Origin of the sequence: Streptomyces pinistramenti, from assembly GCF_020564935.1 — a bacterium.
Lineage (GTDB): Bacteria > Actinomycetota > Actinomycetes > Streptomycetales > Streptomycetaceae > Streptomyces > Streptomyces pinistramenti.
The window spans coordinates 69,868-87,392 of sequence record NZ_JAJCXB010000005.1; the positions used below are offsets into that span (position 1 = coordinate 69,868).

A 17,525-nucleotide genomic window follows, 5' to 3' on the forward strand; every position below is an offset into this window, starting at 1 on the left:
GGGTGGTGACTGCTGCTCCGTACACGCCACGTACGAGAACTCCGGCGCTGTGCGCATCACGGCATTCGTGTTCGCCCCCGACGGCCAGCGCCCGGCGGGAGTTCGACCACCTTCGCGTCCCGGGGCGCGAGCACGCATGCCGAAGGCCGCCCCGGTACCGGACGTCCCGGGGCGGCCTTCGGTGTCCTTCCCCTACAGCTCTTCGGCGACCGTGCGGGCCTGGGTCAGTGCGGTGAGCAGGGTGGCCGGTGCGTGGGCGTCGCCGACGCGGTGGACGGCCAGGCCGCGGCGGCGCAGCGGTCCATACAGGTCGTCGACGGGGATCCGGGCGGTGGCCCAGACGACCTGGCCGACGCCGTCGACGGTGGCAGGATCCCCGGTGAAGAGGTTCTCGTAGTGCAGCGTCGTGCCGTCCAGGCCCCTCGCGGCGGCGCCGGTGACCACCTCGACGCGGGCGGCGGACAGCCGCCGGTGGACCCCGAGCCGGCTGGTGTACGGGACCGTCTCGGCCGGCGCCAGGCGGGGGGTGAGCAGGACGGTACGCGGGTGGCGGGAGGCGCGCAGTTCGGCCAGCGCGCAGACGGCGGCGCCGTCGTCCTCGCCCAGGATGACGGCGGTGCCCGATGCGGGCCCGGCCGGCGTTGCGAGGTAGTCGTTGATCCCGGTACCGACCAGGGCGGCGGGCGGCCTCATCCTCGCCCCGGTGGCCAGGACGACCGCGTCCGGGGCGGTCGCGAGGACGTCCGCCTCCCGGGCCTGTGCGCCCAGGACGACCTCGACTCCGGCCCGTCGCGCCGCCTCTTCCTGGGAGACGACCAGCCGGCCGAGGTCGCCCCTGCCGGGGAGCCGGGACTCCGCGCGGGTCCGGCCGCCGAGCCGGGGACCGGCCAGCAGCGTCACCCGGTGGCCACGGTCCGCGGCCGCGCGGGCGGCTTCGAGGCCCGCGACGCCGCCGCCGACCACCGTCACCCGCCGCGCGGACGCCGCCGCGGCCGGGGCCGCTTCCTGCGCGGTCAGGCCGAACCCCGGGTTGACCGGGCAGGCGGCCGGGCGCCCGGCGTGCACCTCGCCCCAGCAGGCGTTGCAGTACACGCCGGGCCGGATCTGCTCCTCCTGCCGTGCCCTGGCCTTGCGCGGCAGGTCCGGGTCGGCGACCAGGGCCCGGCCGAGCGCGACGAGATCGGCGGCGCCGGACCGGAGCGTCGTCTCGGCCTCCGCCGCGGACCGGACGCGGCCGACGGCGACCACCGGCACCCCGCCGGCCGCCGCCCGCAGCTCCCGCTGGAGGTCGAGATACGGGGTGGGCGGGTAGTGCATGTCGGGGACGTGGTCGCCGAAGCTGGGGGCGATGGTGCCCTGCGCGAAGCAGACATAGTCCACCGGCGCGCCCTCCTGGACGCGGGTGAACAGCGCGGCGGCGTCCGCGGGCCGCAGCCCGCCGCGTACGCCCTCGTCGCCGGGCATCTTCAGGCCGACCACGAAGTCTGGACCGGTGGCCGCCCGGATGGCCTCGATGACCTCGCGCAGGAAGCGGGTGCGTCCCGTCACGTCGCCGCCGTACGCGTCCTCCCGGTGGTTCGACCACGGCGAGAGGAAGAGCGACAGCAGATGGCCGTGGGCGGCGTGCAGTTCGACGCCGGAGAAGCCACGCGCGGCGAGCATCGCGGCGGAGTGCGCGAACGCCTCGGTGAGCATGGCGATGTCACCGTGCGACATGACCCGCGGCATGGTGCCGCTGTAGAAGTCGGGGAGCGCGGAGGGGCCCATCGGCCGGGCGTCGCCCGTGGTCCACAGCTGGCTGCGGCCCAGGTGGTACAGCTGCCCGATCATCCGGCAGTCCTCGCGCTCGACCGCCTCCGCGATCCGCGCGAAGCCGTCCCACCCGGCCGGATCGTAGGTGACCAGCGCGAACGGCTTGGGCTCGGACGTCGGATGGACCGCCAGTGCCTCCGACACCACCATCCCCGCGCCACCGGCCGCCGTGCGGGCGTACGCGGCGACGGTGCGCTCCGTCGGGCGGTTTCCTGCGCCGAGGCCGGTGATCATCGCCGGGAAGGCGATGCGGTTCTTCACCTCACGGCGGCCCAGCGCCATCGGGGTGAACAGCCGCTCGTAGCGCTCGGCCGGTGCGCCGCTCATGCGTCCCACTCCAGCCACAGCTCCGTGGGGCCGCGGAAGCAGATGTTCTGCGGGTAGTCGACGTCCGCGTCGGCCAGCCGCAGGCTCGGCGCCCGCTTTCCCAGCAGCTCCAGCATCACCCCGATCTCCATCCTGGCCAGTGGTGCCCCGAAGCAGTAGTGGATGCCGCGGCCGAAGGTGAGGTGGTGGCGGGCCGCTTCGCGGCGGATGTCGAACGCCTCGGGGTCGTCGAACGCCTGCGGATCGTGGTTGGCCGAACCGATCAGCAGCAGCAGCTTCGCCCCGGCCGGTACCTCGACGCCGCCGATGTCGACCGGCCGCGTCGTCTGCCGGCGCCAGGTGAACAGGCTGGGGTCGTACCGCAGTGCCTCCTCGACGGCTCCTGGCACCAGCGACGGGTCGGCGCACAGCGCCTCCCACTGGGGGCGGTCGCGGAGCAGCCGCAGCAGCGCGCTGGTCGCCACGTTGGTGGTCGTCTCGTGGCCGGCGAAGCTGATCGCGTGGATCACGTTGGTGATCTCGTCGACGGTGAGCGCCTCCGGGTCGTCCAGGTGGACGCGGATGAGGTCGCTGGTGAAGTCGTCGCGGGGTTCGGCCAGCCGCTGGTGGACGAAGTCGACGCAGTACTTCCAGTACCGCACCATGAACGCGGCGACGTCCGTCTGCTGCTCGGCTGTGGCGCGGCCCCAGGTGAACACCATCCGCTCGGCGGCGAGTTCCTTGAGCATCACGGTGTCCTCGGCCGGGAAGCCGATCAGCGCGAAGACCACCGATGCGGGCAGCGGGTAGGTCAGCTCGGTCACCGCGTCGAAGCGCGGGCGGCGCAGCATCTGCGTGATCAGTTCGTCCGCGCGGGCCCGGACCGTCGGCGCCAGGACCTCCAGGCGCCGCGCCGAGAAGACCTTCAGGCAGTGGGACCTGACGCGGCTGTGCTTGGGCTCGGGGCCGTTCGACATGGTGGGGCTGGTGCCGAAGCCGTCGGCGAGGAGGGCGCGCGCCTCCTCGTTCAGCGGAAAGACCGGCTCCTGGGTGTTCGCGCCGGAGAACGTCCGGTGGTCCTTCATGATCCGCTCGATGTCGGTGTGCCGGGTGACCACCCACAGGTTCAGCTCGGGGTGGTGGAACACCGGGGTTTCCGCGCGGATCTCGGCGAGCTGCGGATACGGGTCGGTCAGGAAGGCGGGGGCGAGCGGGTCGTAGCCCGCGCGCACGGGGCAGCTCATCGGCTCACCCGCTCGACCGCGGCGCGCAGGGCGACGCCGACGCGTGACATGTGCGGCTCCGCGCAGTCGAAGAGGGTGCTCGCCTCGGCGTCGATCTTCTCGATCTCGACGCGGTCCTGGTCCATGGCGCCCAGGGCCTTCGCGTACGGCGAGTCCGGGTCGACCACGTTCTCGCGGCGCGTGCCCTCGCCGACGGCCAGGACGTGCAGCCGTCCTTGGAGACCGCCGGCCGGGCGGTAGGCGAACATCGCGCCGAGGTTGGCCTGGTACACCGCGATCCGGTGGCGCAGCACCTGCGGGTCCACACTCCCCAGGCCGGGCTGGGCGGCGAGGAAGTCCACCAGGATGTCGGTGCGCTGCTCATCGGGCGCCGCGGCTATCCGCTCCAGCGGCAGCTCGACGGGGTGGCCCAGCAGCCGCTCGATGATGAATCCGTAGTCGTGCAGCGCGCGGGTCTGCAGCGAATCCGCCTCGGGGAGTTCCTGCCAGGCCCGCGCGAACGTCGGCATCAGGTGCAGGACGAGCGGCACCTGCTCGCCCGCGGCCTCCAGCTGCCGGGCGGCCTCGAAGGCGGGCAGGCCGCCCATGCAGTTGCCGGCGAGGTGGTAGGGGCCGTGCGGCTGGAGGCGCCGGATCTCCTCGATGCCGCGCGCGGCGATCTCCTCGACCGTGGTGGTCGGCGCCTGGTCGCCGTCCAGGCCGGGCGACTGGCAGGCGTACACGCCCCAGGGTGCGGGGACGTGCGGCAGGTAGCCGCTCATGTAGCCGACGCTGCCCTCCGTCGCGGGGAAGAAGAACAGCCGGGGGCTGCCTTCGCGCAGCACCTTGAGGTGGGAGCCGGTCAGCTCCAGCAGGCGGGTCTCGGCGTTCTTCTCGGCGAGCAGCCGCAGCAGCGCGAGCCGCTTGGTGTCGGACAGGCCGCTGACCCTGTTGGCGAGATCGGTCATGGGAACTCCTGGGGGTGCGTTCCGAAGGGGAGTTGTGGGGTCTTCTTGCGGTTGTGGTGGGTGGTATGCGGGGATCGGGGGGGCGCGGCGGCCGTGCCGTACGGAACGGGTGCGCGACCCGCGGATCAGGGCGTGTCGGCGAGGAGGGCGGCGGCCTCTTCGTCGGAGAGGGAGTCCAGCAGGGCGAGGGCCGTTTCGAGGTCGTCGGCGGGCCGGAGGTGGCGGGCGACCGCCGCGACCGAGGCGTCCTGCATGAAGACGTGCAGCGGGACGCGGGTACCGGTGGACTGCCGCAGCCGGTACAGGACGGTGGTGGCGGTCAGTGAGTGGCCGCCGAGGCGGAAGAAGTCGTCGAGCCGCCCGGCCCCGGTGATGCCCAGGACCTCCTCGTACACCGCCGCGACGGCCAACTCCTCGGCGCCTTCCGGGGGTTGCGAGGCTCCGGAGGAACAGGCCACCGGGAGCGCCATCCGGCGCAGCGCGCCCCGGTCGGTCTTGCCGTTGGCCGTGCGGGGCAGCTCCGTGTGCGGGACGAACCGCTGCGGGATGAGGGCGGGGCGCAGCAGCCCGCCCAGATGGGCCGTCAGCTCCTCCGCGGCGGGCGGGGCAGTCGGGTCGGCGGGCAGCAGGTGGGCCACGAGTACCTCGTCGCCCGCCGGGACGACCACCGCGTCGCGGACGGCCGGGTGGCGGCGCAGGGCGTGCTCGATCTCCTCCGGTTCGATGCGGTGCCCGCGCACCTTGAGCTGGTCGTCGGCGCGGCCCAGGAAGACCGGGTCGCCGCCGGCCGGCCACCGCACCACATCGCCCGTGCGGTAGGCGCGTTCGGCCGGGCCGTCCCCGGTGTCGAGGGTCACGAAGCGCTCGGCGGTCAGCTCGGGCCGGTGGAGGTAGCCCAGCGCCAGGCCGTCGCCGCCGATGTACAGCTCGCCCGGTACGCCGGGCGGGACGGGCATCAGGTTCCGGTCGAGTACGTGCAGCGTCGTGTTCGCGACGGGCTGCCCCATCAGGACGGGCCCGTCGCCGGGCCTGACCTGCCAGCAGGTGGACCAGATGGTCGTCTCGGTGGGGCCGTAGAGGTTCCACGCCTCGGCGCAGCCGCCGAGCAGCCGGTCGGCCAGGTCGCGGCTGAGCGCCTCCCCGCCGGACCAGGCGCGCAGCCGGGGGCGGCCGGGCCAGCCCGAGTCCAGCAGCATCCGCCAGGTCGAGGGTGTCGCCTGCACGACCGTGGCGTCGTGGCGCTCCAGCAGGGCGGCGAGGCGGTCGGGGTCGCGGGTCTCGGCGTCGGTGGCGACCACCAGGGTGGCGCCGGTGAGCAGCGGGAGCAGCAGTTCCAGCAGAGAGATGTCGAAGAACAGCGCGGTGACCGCGACGAGCACGTCGTCGGCGCCGATGCCCGGGTGTTCGCCCATGCCGGCGAGCAGGTTGACCAGCGCGGAGTGCGGTACCTCGACGCCCTTGGGGACGCCGGTCGAGCCGGAGGTGTAAAGGACGTAGGCCGCCGTCGTCCGGAGGTCGCCGTGCTCCCGCGCGGGCGCCGGGCCGGGCGGCGGGACGTCGGCGGTGGCGTCCAGCGGCCGGATTCCCGGGGGCAGCAGACCGGCGGTGTCCGGGTCGGTCCAGGCGGCCGTCAACGCGCAGTCGGCGCTCATCTGCGCCATCCGCTCGGTGGGCAGGTCCGGTGCGAGCGGTACGAAGGCGGCGCCCGCGCGCAGCGAGGCGAGCACCGCGGCGACCATGTCGGCGGAGCGGTGCATCACGATGCCGACCCGGCCGCCCGCGCCGTCCCCGTCCCGCAGTAATCCGGCGAGAGCGTCCACCCGGGCGTCCAGGCGGCGGTACGACCACTCCTGGTCGCCGCAGCGCAGCGCGGTGCGGTCCGGGGTGCGGGCCGCCTGCGCGGCGAACAGGTCGTCGGCGGTGGCGTCTTGCGGGGAGGGCCGGGCGGTGTCGTTGGCGGCGGCAAGGGCCCGCAGGTCGGCGTCGGACAGGACCGGTACGCGCGGCGTCTCGTGGTCCGGGGTGTCGGCGAGCCGCTGGGCGAGCTGCTGCCAGCGGTGGGCGAAGGCCGTCGCGGTGGCCGGGTCGAACAGGTCGGTGTTGTAGCGCAGTTCCAGCTCCAGTGCGCCGTCGGGCGCGGGGGTGAGGTACACCTCCAGGTCGAACTGGGTGGTGCCGGCGTCGAACGGCACCGGGGCGGCGGTGACCTGGGGCAGTGTGAGCCGTCCCGGCAGGTCCTGGAGCGCCAGGAACGTCTGGAACAGCGCGTTGCGGCTGGGATCCCGCTGCGGGGCGAGCCGCTCCACCAGCCGTTCGTACGCGTAGTCGCAGTGGTCCCAGGCCGTGGCGCAGGTGCGTCCGGTGCCGGCGACCAGCTGCCGGAAGGTCGGCCTGCCGGTCAGGTCGACCGGCAGCACCAGGGTGCTCACGAAGCAGCCGGCCGTCCCGTGGAAGCGGGTGTCAGGCCGGTTGGCGTACGGCGTGCCGACGACCGTCAGGTCGCTGCCGGTGTGCCGGCCGAGCAGCACGCCGTGGACGGCGAGCAGCGCGGCGAACAGCGTGGTGCCCTCCGCTTCGGCCAGGGCGCGCAGCTTCCGTGTCGTCGCGGCCGGCAGTGTGAGGCCGACGGTGGCGCCGCGGTAGCCGCGCTGCCGCGGCCGTGGGCGGTCCGCGGGCAGTTCGGCGGTGCCGTCGGCGGTGGCGTCGGCGAGTGTCTTCGCCCAGTGGTCGAGGGCGGCCGTCCGGCCGGGGGTGTCCTCGACGGCGCGCTCGTGGGCGACGAACTCGGCGTATTCCGCGGCCGGTTGGCTCACCCGGCCCGCGTACGCATCGGATATCCCGTCCAGCAGCAGGCCGTACGTCCAGCCGTCGGCGATCAGGTGGTGCACCGTCAGGCCCCAGAGCCAGTCGTCGTCGCCGAGCCGCACCAGCGCGGAGCGGATCAGCGGCGGACGGGCCAGGTCGAAGGGGCGCACCAGCTCCTCGCGGAGCAGCTTTTCCCCCTCCTGCCCGGGTCCGGGGTCGAAAACGGTGGTGGTGACGGATGCAGCGTCGGCGAGGAACTGCACGGGGTGGCCGGCGAGTTCATCGAAGCCGGCGCGCAGGCCCGGGTGGGCGGCGAGTACCGCGTTCAGCGCCGCGTCGAGGGCGGCCGGGTCCAGCGGACCGCGGAGCCGGTGCGCGTAGCTGAAGGTGTAGCCGGTGCCGCTCGCGTCCAGCTCCTGGAGGAACCACAGCCGGCGCTGGATGCCGGACAGCGGCAGCACCCGCCGGTCGCGGAGCCGGGCGAGCAGGGCGTCGCGGTGGGCGGCGACGTCCTCGCGCAGTTGGGGGGTGAGGATGCCGTCGGGGCCGCGCAGCCGCAGTCGGCCGTCGTCGGCGCGGAGGTCGCCGCCGCGGGCGACGAGGGCGGCGAGGACCGGGTCCGTCGGGTCGTTCACAGCAGAACCTCCGTGGGGGCGTCCTGGACGTGGCGCACGGCGCCGGTCCCGGCGTCGAGTGCCTCCTGGGCGAGGGCGGTGAGTGAGGGGGCGTTGAGGATCCGGGAGACCTTCAGGTCGGCGTTCAGGTCCTCCAGGAGGGTGTTGCGCAGTTGCATCGCGACGAGCGAGCCGGCGCCGAGCGCCAGCAGCGGGACGTCGGCGGGCAGTTCGGTGGCGTCCATCTCAAGGAGGGCGGTCAGGTGGGCGGTCAGGTGGTGCCGGACCAGATCGGCGGCCTTGTCGGGGGAGGCGGCGGCGATGCGGTCGGCCAGCGGCGCCCGGTCCACCGGTTCGTCGGTGTGCCGGGGTGGATCGGTGATCCAGTAGCGGCGGCGCTGCCAGGGGTAGGCGGGCAGCGCGGTCAGGCGTCCCGCCGGGAGCGGGGTGCGGTCCCAGTCGAGGGCGACGCCGCCGGTGTGCAGTCCTGCCAGGGCCAGTGCGAGGGTTTCGCGGTGCGGCCGGTCGCGGCGCAGCGCGCCCACCGCGGCCGATTCCTGCCCGCGGAGCAGGTCCTGGAGCGCCGGTACCAGCACCGGGTGCGGGCCCAGTTCCAGGAAGCAGGCCGGCCCGTCGGCGGCGATCCGGCCGACGGCGTCCGCGAACCGCACCGGCTCCCGCAGGTTCCGCGCCCAGTACCCGGCGTCCAGGGCCTCGCCGGGGTGGACGCGGCCGGTGACCGTCGACACGAAGGGCACCCGCTCCGCCCCTGGTGTCAGCGATTTCAGTGCACGCCGCAGTCCGGGAAGGAGCGGTTCGCACTGGCGGCTGTGCGCGGCGACACCGACCTGCAGGACGCGCGCCATGACGCCCTGGGCGTCGAACTTCAGGGCCGCCTCGGCGATTTCGTCGGCGTCGCCGGTGAGCACCGTGGCGCGCGGTCCGTTGGCGGCGGCCAGTTCCGCGCTCGGGGCGTACGGCGCGGCCGCGGCGAGGGCCGCTTCCGGGCCGAGGTCCACCAGCAGCATGGCGCCCCGTCCCGTCAGCGGGCCCAGGGCCGCGCTGCGGCGGCAGATCACGCGCACGGCGTCGGGCAGGGAGAGCGCACCGCAGGCGTACGCTGCCGCGGCCTCGCCCATACTGTGGCCGACCACCGCCGCGGGCTCGACGCCCCAGGACCGCCAGAGCGCGTCGAGGGCGACGCTCACCGTGAACACGGCCGGCTGGACCACCGCGATGGCCTCCGTGTCCAGCGGCTGCTCCCCGCGCAGCCAGGGCAGCAGGTCGATGCCGCCCTCGGCGTGGATCAGCTCGGCGCAGGTGTGGGCCGCGCGGCGGAACGCCGGCTCCTGCGCGTACAGGGTGCGGCCCATCGTGGCGTGCTGCCCGCCCTGGCCGGGGAAGACGAAGACCGTCCGGGTCGTGGCGGCGCGGGCCCGCCCGCGCACCAGGCCGGGCGGGCGCTCGCCCCGGGCGTACGCGGCCAGGGAGCCGGCCGCCTGCCGGGCGTCGGATGTGACCAGCGCGAGCCGGTGCTCGTGGTGGCCACGGTGGGCGGCGAGGGTGTGGCAGATGCCCGGCAGTTCGCCGGGGGCGGCCTCGGCCAGGCGGCCGGCCGTCAGCTTTGCGGCCTGGGCGAGCGCCTGCTCGTCCCGGGCGGACAGGGTGAGCAGATGGGGCACGTCGGGCCGGTCGGGGGCCGGCCCGAGCGCGCGGGCCGACGCGGCGAGCACGGGCCGTGCCGGTTCGCCGCGGCGCATCGACGGCAGGGCCTGGCCGCGCCCGTCCAGGACCCGTTCGGTGTCCAGCAGGGTGACCGGATGCGGGTTGAGGTCCAGGAAGTGGCGGTGGCCCTGTGCCGCCAGGCCCGCGATGCCGTCGCCGAAGAGCACGGGCTCGCGCAGGTTGCGGCACCAGTAGTCGGCGTCCAGCTCCTCCCCGGCGACGGGCGCCCCGGTGACGGTGGACCACATCGGTACGACGGAGGGCCCCGGTGCGAGGCCGGCGAGGGCCTTGCGCAGGGGGGTGAGCAGCGGATCCATGTGCGCCGAGTGCGAGGCGTAGTCCACGTCGATCGGCCGCACGGTCACGTCCTCAGCCGCGAGCACGGCCAACAGGCCGTCCACCGCCGCGCGTCCGCCGGATATCACCGTCCGGTCAGGACCGCTGAGCACCGCGACCGCGAGGTCGGGGTCGCCGTGGCGGGCGAGGGCGGCCCGGGTCCGCTCGGCGTCCAGGCCCACCACCGCCATCGTCCCGTCGCCGGCCAACTCGTCGACGAGCCGGGCGCGGACGGCGACGAGGCGCGCCGCGTCGTCCAGCCCGAGCGCGCCGCTGACGTGGGCCGCCGCGATCTCGCCCATGCTCTGGCCGATCACCGCCGCCGGGCGCACGCCGCGGGCCGCCCAGAGCGCGGCGAGCGCGACCTGCACGGTGAAGACGGCGGCCTGGACGGAGCCGGTGTCGTCCAGCGGCTCCCGGCGCAGGGTGAGCAGGTCCTTGACGCTCCGCCCGCCGAGGTGCGGTGCCAGCGCCCGGTCACAGGCGCGCACCGCCCGTGCGAACGCCGGGTCCGTCATCAGCTCGACGGCCATCCGCGGCCACTGCGACCCCTGCCCGCCGAACACGAACACCGGGCCGGCAGGCGCGCCGCCCGCCGCTTCGGGAACAGCCGGGCGGCCCGCGTCCACGACATCCTCCGCCGCGTCCTCCCGCGGCGCACCGGACAGCAGCACGTGGCAGTTGGTCCCGCCGAAGCCGAAGCCGCTCACCCCCGCCCACGCCGCCTCGTCCGGGCCGCCCGGCCAGGGCCGCGCCGCCGTGGGCACCTCAAGACGCAGATCGTCGAGGGGGATGTGCGGGTTGGGGCTCTCGAAGTGCAGATTGCGCGGGACCGTACGGTGGTGCAGCACCAGCGCCGTCTTGACGAACCCGGCCACTCCGGCCGCCGCCTCCAGGTGGCCGATGTTGCTCTTCACCGCCCCGAGCAGCAGCGGCGCGTCGGCCCGCCGTCCTTCGCCGTAGACGGCGCCCAGCGCCCCGGCCTCGATCGGGTCGCCCAGCATGGTGCCGGTGCCGTGGGTCTCCACGTACCGCACGGCGGCCGGTACGACCCCGGCGTCCGCGCAGGCCCGGCGGAGCACCGCCTCCTGCGCCTGCGGGCTGGGGGCGGTCAGGCCGTTGCTGAAGCCGTCGTTGTTGACGGCGCTGCCGCGGAGGGTGCAGTAGATACGGTCGCCGTCCGCGCGGGCCCGGGAGAGCGGCTTGAGCACCACCAGGCCGCCGCCCTCGCCGCGGACGTAGCCGTTGGCGCGGGCGTCGAACACCTTGCACCGGCCGTCCGGCGCCATCGCACCGAAGTGCGACATCGCCACGGTGCCCGCCGGGTCGCACAGCAGGTTGACGCCGCCCGCGAGGGCGAGTTCGCACTCTCCGGAGAGCAGGCTGCGCCGTGCCTGGTGCAGCGCGACCAGCGACGACGAGCACGCCGTGTTCACGGTCAGGCTGGGGCCGGTGAGACCGAGCGTGTAGGAGACGCGGGCGGAGATGATGCTGGTGTCGCCACCGGTGGCCGAGTGCGTGGTCAGCCGCGTCGGGTCGGCGGCGGTCAGCGCGCCGTACTCGCTCCACATCGCGCCGACGAACACGCCCGCCGCCCGGCCCCGCAGGCTCTCCGGGACGGTGCCCGCATCCTCCAGCGCCTCCCACGCCAGCTCCATCACCAGCCGCTGCTGAGGGTCCATCTGGACGGCCTCGGCCGGGGAGATCCCGAAGAACAGCGGGTCGAAGTCGGCGATCCCCTCAAGGAATCCGCCCCACCGGGTGGCCATCCGGCCGGGCTCGCCGGGCCCGTACCAGTCGTCGACGGCCCAGCGCTCCCGTGGCGTCTCGACGACCGCGTCCCGTCCGGCGGCCAGCAGGTCCCAGTACGCGGCGACGCTCGGCGCCCCGGGGAACCGCGCGGCCATCCCCACCACGGCGATCGGCTCGTCCACCGCCGCCGGTCCGCGCTCCGCGGCGCCGCGCGCAGCGCCCGCGGCTAACTCTCCCCGCCCGCCGGCCAGATGCCGGGCCAGCGCGGCTGGTGTCGGGCAGCTCCACGCGAGAGTGGGGGCCAGCGGGCGCCCGAGAAGGCGCGACGCCTCCGCGACGAGGCGGGTGAGCGCCATCGAGTCCAGGCCGTAGGAGGAGAACCGCCCGTCCGCACGGACCGCGCCGGGCGTTCGCCCGGTCGCCCCGGCCACCCACTCCAGAAGCCAGCTCTCAAGGCTCCCGATGTCACCGGCCGTCGGTAAGCCGGAGGCCGTACCCATCCCGTGCCGCGTGCGGTGTGGGTCGAGCCGTTGAGACATGCCTGAACTCCCTCGCGTACCACTGCCCACGCAGAGGTGAGCTGTGTTTCGCCGGTCGGTTGAGAAGAAGAAGGGTGACGCCGGCGACAGTGGCGGCGTCCGGGCGCTGGGTTCCCACGCGCTCCCGCAGAGGTTCGTGTACTTGTGCCATACACCTTGCGGCCGTGATCCACACCGTATGCGACGCCGGCCACGGGCTGTCAACAGATGGTTACGCATGCCACATCTCGCGCCGGGTATGGTGCGCTCCAGCGGAATCTGATAGGGGTGTGACCAGCGGTTTTATCCATATGGCCGACGTCGGTCCACGCGGTGCGCCGACGGCACCGAGCCGTTTCCCGGAGTTCATTTCGCCCGCATTTCGCACGTCCAGGAGGAGCGTGGACCACCGCTGACGTGGCTCCCCGTGCCGGACGCCGACTCCACCGTCCGCCCGGCAGACCCCTGTTCCCTTACGTCGCCGTCACCGGCATCGGCCACGGCAACGCACACGGCCGGGCCTCGTGCCCGCGGGAAGTGCGGAACGCGAGACCCGGCCGTGTGCGTGGCAGGGCGGAGCCGGTGTCAGATGCCGGAGTCGTCCTCGGTGAGGGCGATCTGGATGACCGTGCGGGGCGACTGGCGGCGGACCAGGACGCCGCGGCCCGGGGGACGGGGTTCGGCCCGTTCGCCGCTGATGAGCACGCCTTCCTTGGGGTCGCCGGACAGGACGAGGCCGGCTGCGCCCAGTTCGCGGGCGCGGGTCAGCAGCGGCTCGGTCAGGGCGGTGCGGCCGAAGCCGGATACCCGGCGTGCGGCGATCAGGTGGAAGCCCAGTTCCCTGGCCTGGGGGAGGTAGTCGACGAGCGGGGCGAGCGGGGAGTTGCGCCCGTTGCCCACCAGGTCGTAGTCGTCGACCACGACGTACAGCTCCGGCCCCTCCCACCAGCTGCGGTCGCGCAGTTGGGCGGCGGTCACATTGGGCGGGGGCAGCCGCTCGGCGAGCTTCTGGGCGACCTGTTCGGCATAGGCGGTGGCGGCGTTGCTGTCGCCCGCGTACGCGCCCAGGTGCTCGTCGGGGACCGCGCCGAGCAGCGCCCGCCGGTAGTCCACCACGATGAAGCGGGCCTCCCACGCCGAGTACCGCGCGGTCATCCCGGACAGCCAGGTGCGCAGGAACACCGACTTGCCGGAACCTGAGTCGCCGTACACCAGGAAGTGCGGCTCCGCGTCGCCCAGTTCGAGGTGGACGGGGCGCAGGTCGTGCTCCGCGATGCCGATCGGCACACCCGGAAGGGCGGTCTCCTGCGTCGGGTCGGTGCCGGGCGGCGCGGGCAGCGCCGCCATCTCGGCGAGGGTGAGGTGCTCGGGGAGCATCCGGATCGGCGGGGCCACCACCGAAGGCCAGGACTCGGTGATCTTCGCCAGCGCGTCCTCCTGGGCCTCGCCCAGACCCTCCAGCGTGTCCATGCCGTCCAGCCGCGGCAGCGCCACCTGGAACTGAATGCCACCCGGAGCCAGGCCGCGGCCCGGCGCGGTGGCGGAGGCGAAGCGGCGCGCCGCACGGCGGTCGACCTCGGACTCGGCCGGGTCGTTCAGCCGCAGCTCAAGGCGTGCCGCGATGCTGTCCCGCAGCGACATCCGCAGGTCGGCCCAGCGGTTGGCGGTCAGCACCAGGTGGACGCCCACGCCCAGGCCACGCGCCGCGACGTCCAGCACGACGGCGTCGATGTCCACCTGGTTCTGCAACTCGCCCCGCAGACCCGCCCAGTTGTCCAGGACCAGGAAGACGTCCGCGGTACGCACACCGGCCGGCAGGTCGCCCGCCGTACGGCGGCGCCTGAACTCCTCCGCCGAGTCGATCCCCAGGTCACGGAAGAGCTTCTCGCGCTCCGTGACCAGCTGGGACACCTCGGCGAGCGCCCTCCGTGCCCGGTCCGTGTCGTGCCGTCCGACGACGCCGCTGACGTGCGGTGCCCGCTCGTACGGCAGCAGCGAGCCGCCGCCGAAGTCGAGGCAGAGGAACTGCACTTCATCCGGCGAGTGCGTGATCATCGCGGACAGCATCAGCGAGCGCAGGAACATGCTCTTGCCCGACTGCGGCGCGCCGACCAGGGCCAGATGCCCGTACTCGTGCGCGAAGTCCGGCACCACCGGGTGCTGTTGCTGCATCACCGGGACGTCCGCCACACCGATCGGGAAGCGCAGCTCGCCGTGGTGCGGCCACCACTGCGCGCGCAGCCCCTCGCCCGGATCGCCGGCCAGCGGCCCCGTGAGGGCGTCAAGCGGCAGCGCCCTGGGCAGCGGCGGCAGCCACACCTGGTGCACCGCCTGCCCGGCCCGCAGCAGCCGCTCCACCAGGACCTGCATCTCGGTCGGGCCGGTGAGCAGGGGCCGGGGCCGCGTCTCGGGCGCAGGCTCGGGCGCCGCGTCCGGGTCGGGCGCGCGCCGCAGCCCGAACGGCACCGGGCTGGTGGGCACCGGGCCCTCGACGGCGAGCCGTTCCTCCGCGGTCTGGTGCGGGCCCGACACATGCGCCACCCGGAACCGCTCATAGACCGTGTCGGCGACCTTGAGGTACGCCGAGCCGGGAATGGGCGGCAACTGGTAGGCGTCCGGCGTGCCGATGACCGAACGGGACTCGGCGGCCGAGAAGGTCCGCAGGCAGATCCGGTAGGAGAGGTTGGACTCCAGGCCCCGCAGCTTGCCTTCCTCCAAGCGCTGGGTGGCCAGCAGCAGATGGATGCCGAGGGAGCGGCCGACCCGGCCGATCTGGACGAACAGGTCGATGAAGTCCGGTCGGCTGGAGAGCAGTTCGCCGAACTCGTCGACGATGACCAGGAGGTAGGGCAGCGGCTCCAGCGGCTTGCCGTCGGGCCCGGTCTGGCCGGCGGCGCGGCGCAGCTGGTACTCGCGCACGTTGTCGAGGTTTCCGGCGTCGCGCAGCAGCTTCTGCCGCCGCTGCTGTTCGCCCTGGAGCGCGTCCCGCACCCGGTCGACCAGCGCCAGGTCGTCGACCAGGTTGGTGATCAGGCCCGCCACGTGCGGCAGTTCGGTGACACCGGCGAAGGTGGCGCCGCCCTTGAAGTCCACCAGGACGAAGCTGAGCAGATCGGGGGAGTGGATCGCGGTCAGGCCGCCGACCAGGGTGCGCAGCAGCTCACTCTTGCCGGAACCGGTGGCGCCGACCACCAGACCGTGCGGGCCCATGCCGCCCTGCGCCGCCTCCTTGAGGTCGAGGGGCAGCGGACGGCCCTCCGCGTCGAAGCCGACGGGGAAGCGCAGCACGTCTTCGGAGTCCGGCTCGATCCACAGGTCTTCCGGCTCGAAGGAGTCGAGGTCGGGGACGCCCAGCAGGTTCGGCAGCGACATGGTCTGGGCGAGGATCTCCTCGCCCTCGGCGGACAGCCGCAGCGGCGCCAGGGCGCGGGCGGTGGCCGCGCACAGGGCGGGGCTCGGCTCGTCGGCGACCGCGCCCTCCACGGGGGAGCTGTCCGTGCGGTTGTCGGAGCGACGGCTCTCGATGGTCAGGCGGCCGTCGCCGGTCACCCGGACCCGGACGTCGGCACGGTTCGGCTCGTCCGCCTCCCGGTCCACCACGCAGATCACGGTGACACCGGTGCCGGTACCGGCCTCGGCCAGCAGCTGCGTGGCGACCGCCGAACGCGCCCAGGCGCTGCGCGGGTCGTAGCCGTCGAGCAGGACGATCAGCCGGCGTCGGCTGTCGCCGTTGTCCCGGCTGGTGGAGAAGGCGCGCCGGGCGGCGGCGGCCTGTTCCTTGGCGGCGGTCAGCCAGGCGTCGAGGCGGTCGGCGACTCCGTCGAAGTCCTCGGCGACCAGCGGCACCACACCGGCCTCACCCGACGCGTCGTTCTCATGGGTGTGCGGCAGCCACTTGGCCCACTCCCAGTCGGCGTCCTCCGCGCCGCCGGTGACCACCGTGAGGCAGACATCGTCCGGCGCGTGCAACACGGCGACCTGGGTGAGCAGCGCGCGGGCCACCCCACGGGCACGCCCGGCCGGGCCCAGCACGCTGACCACGCCGGACCTGTCGAGGTCCACGGTGGCCGGCTGATGGCCGACCGTGGCGGTGCCCTCGATCAGCCGGTCGGCCGCGGCACGGGCCCGCGCGTCGTACTCGACGGTCGGGTCGTTACGGGCGGCCAGCCGGATCGGTGTGGACAGCGGCGCACGGCCGGTGCCCAGCCGCACCCGCAGGAAGTCGGGGTCGGCCGGGCGGCGCTCCCACACCCGGCGGCGCCGGCGGGCGATGGCCCACAGGCGGTGCGGGGACGGGTACTGCCAGGCCGCCACGGTGCGCTGGTCGACGGCGACCTGACGGGCCGCCCGCCGTACCTCGACGAGGTGCTCCAGGTACCGGTCACGGGCGCGCAGCTTCTGCTTGCGCTGGGTGCCGCGCATCTGCATGCGCACACCGAAGGTGAGACCGATGGAGAGCAGGACGAAGGAGATGCCGAGCAGAATCAGCATCTTCTTGCCGGCGACGATCATGTACGCGGCCATGCTGATGCTGGACAGCAACGGCATCAGCAGCATCAGCCAGTTGGCGCTGGAGTCCTTGCCGACCGGCTGTGGTGGCGCGGCCACCACCACCGGATCGGTCGGCAACTGCGGCGGGGCGACCCGGGCTGGGCGGTGGAAGACGATCCGCGACATCAGGGCTCTCTGTGCAGGGAGGTGGGGCGGCGAAAGACGGGGCGGTGGTGCCCGTTGACCGGCAGGTCAGCGCGGCGCGGAGCCGTCCTGGGACGGGGCCGAAGTGTCCGGGGCGGCCGTGGACGATGCCGGGCGGTCGGGGGCCGGGCCCGTGGGCCGGTTCAGGCGGCTCTGTTCGGTGTGCTCGCGCAGCCCCGCCGCCAGGTTCGTCAGCCCCTCGGTGAACTCGCCGACCCGCTCGGAGTGCATCTCCTTGACGGACAGCTGCGCGGCATCGACGGCCTGGATGACCAGACCGGCCAGCGTCTCCGTATCGTCCGGGTCGACCACCGACGGGTCGATCCGCAGCGAGGTCAGCCGGCCTTCACCGGTCACCGTCGCGGTGACCAGGCCACCGCCACCGTGGCCGGTCGCCTGATTCGCGGACAGGTTCTCACTCAGTCCGGAGAGATGGCCCTGAAGGTGGCGCATCCGGTCGGTGAGAGCCGCGAAATCGATCGGGTCGGGCATGGGTGGTGCTCCTCGTGCGGGGCGGGGGGACGACGCGGACGTACCGGCACACGACGGGCGCAGGCGGCCACGCGGGCACGCCGGCCTTCGAGCGCGCCGGCACCACAGGGGCGGCCGAACGCGGGGGGAACGGCATCGGTCCACGCCCATCCTCCCTCCCGGCGGTGGACCTGCCCAGATCCCCGTTCGGGGACCTCCGAGCCGGGACCTGCGCAAACCCGCCCGGCGACGTGGGGGTGTCCGGCCGGTGAACCCGCAGGACACCCCCACCGTGGCCCG

General features: G+C 74.2%; 7 protein-coding genes. All 7 read right to left on the reverse strand.

The features are described from left to right. Nucleotides 1–192: 192 nt before the first annotated feature. Complete coding sequence (locus tag LIU39_RS05830) at nt 193–2,139, reverse strand: oxidoreductase (protein ID WP_227045340.1); 1,947 nt, start codon at nt 2,137–2,139, stop codon at nt 193–195. Beyond that, a complete protein-coding gene (locus tag LIU39_RS05835; protein WP_227045342.1) occupies nt 2,136–3,362 on the reverse strand; it encodes a cytochrome P450 in 1,227 nt (408 codons plus the stop codon). The genes LIU39_RS05830 and LIU39_RS05835 overlap by 4 nt, the downstream gene beginning before the upstream one ends. Then, entirely contained in the window at nt 3,359–4,309 is a 951-nt protein-coding gene (locus LIU39_RS05840; RefSeq protein WP_227045344.1) for a thioesterase domain-containing protein, read from the reverse strand. The genes LIU39_RS05835 and LIU39_RS05840 overlap by 4 nt, the downstream gene beginning before the upstream one ends. Before the next feature lie 125 nt (nt 4,310–4,434). Next, the gene (locus tag LIU39_RS05845; protein WP_227045346.1) at nt 4,435–7,749 is read right to left on the reverse strand and encodes a non-ribosomal peptide synthetase; all 3,315 of its coding nucleotides are present in this window, start codon (nt 7,747–7,749) and stop codon (nt 4,435–4,437) included. After that, complete coding sequence (locus tag LIU39_RS05850; RefSeq protein ID WP_227045347.1) at nt 7,746–12,080, reverse strand: type I polyketide synthase; 4,335 nt, start codon at nt 12,078–12,080, stop codon at nt 7,746–7,748. The genes LIU39_RS05845 and LIU39_RS05850 overlap by 4 nt, the downstream gene beginning before the upstream one ends. 564 nt (nt 12,081–12,644) lie before the next feature. Further along, nucleotides 12,645–16,736 (reverse strand): type VII secretion protein EccCa, encoded by a 4,092-nt coding sequence (gene eccCa / locus LIU39_RS05855; protein ID WP_227045349.1) that lies wholly within the window; start codon nt 16,734–16,736, stop codon nt 12,645–12,647. Between the two features lie 66 nt (nt 16,737–16,802). Then, complete coding sequence (locus tag LIU39_RS05860) at nt 16,803–17,246, reverse strand: YbaB/EbfC family nucleoid-associated protein (protein ID WP_227045351.1); 444 nt, start codon at nt 17,244–17,246, stop codon at nt 16,803–16,805. Nucleotides 17,247–17,525 lie beyond the last annotated feature (279 nt).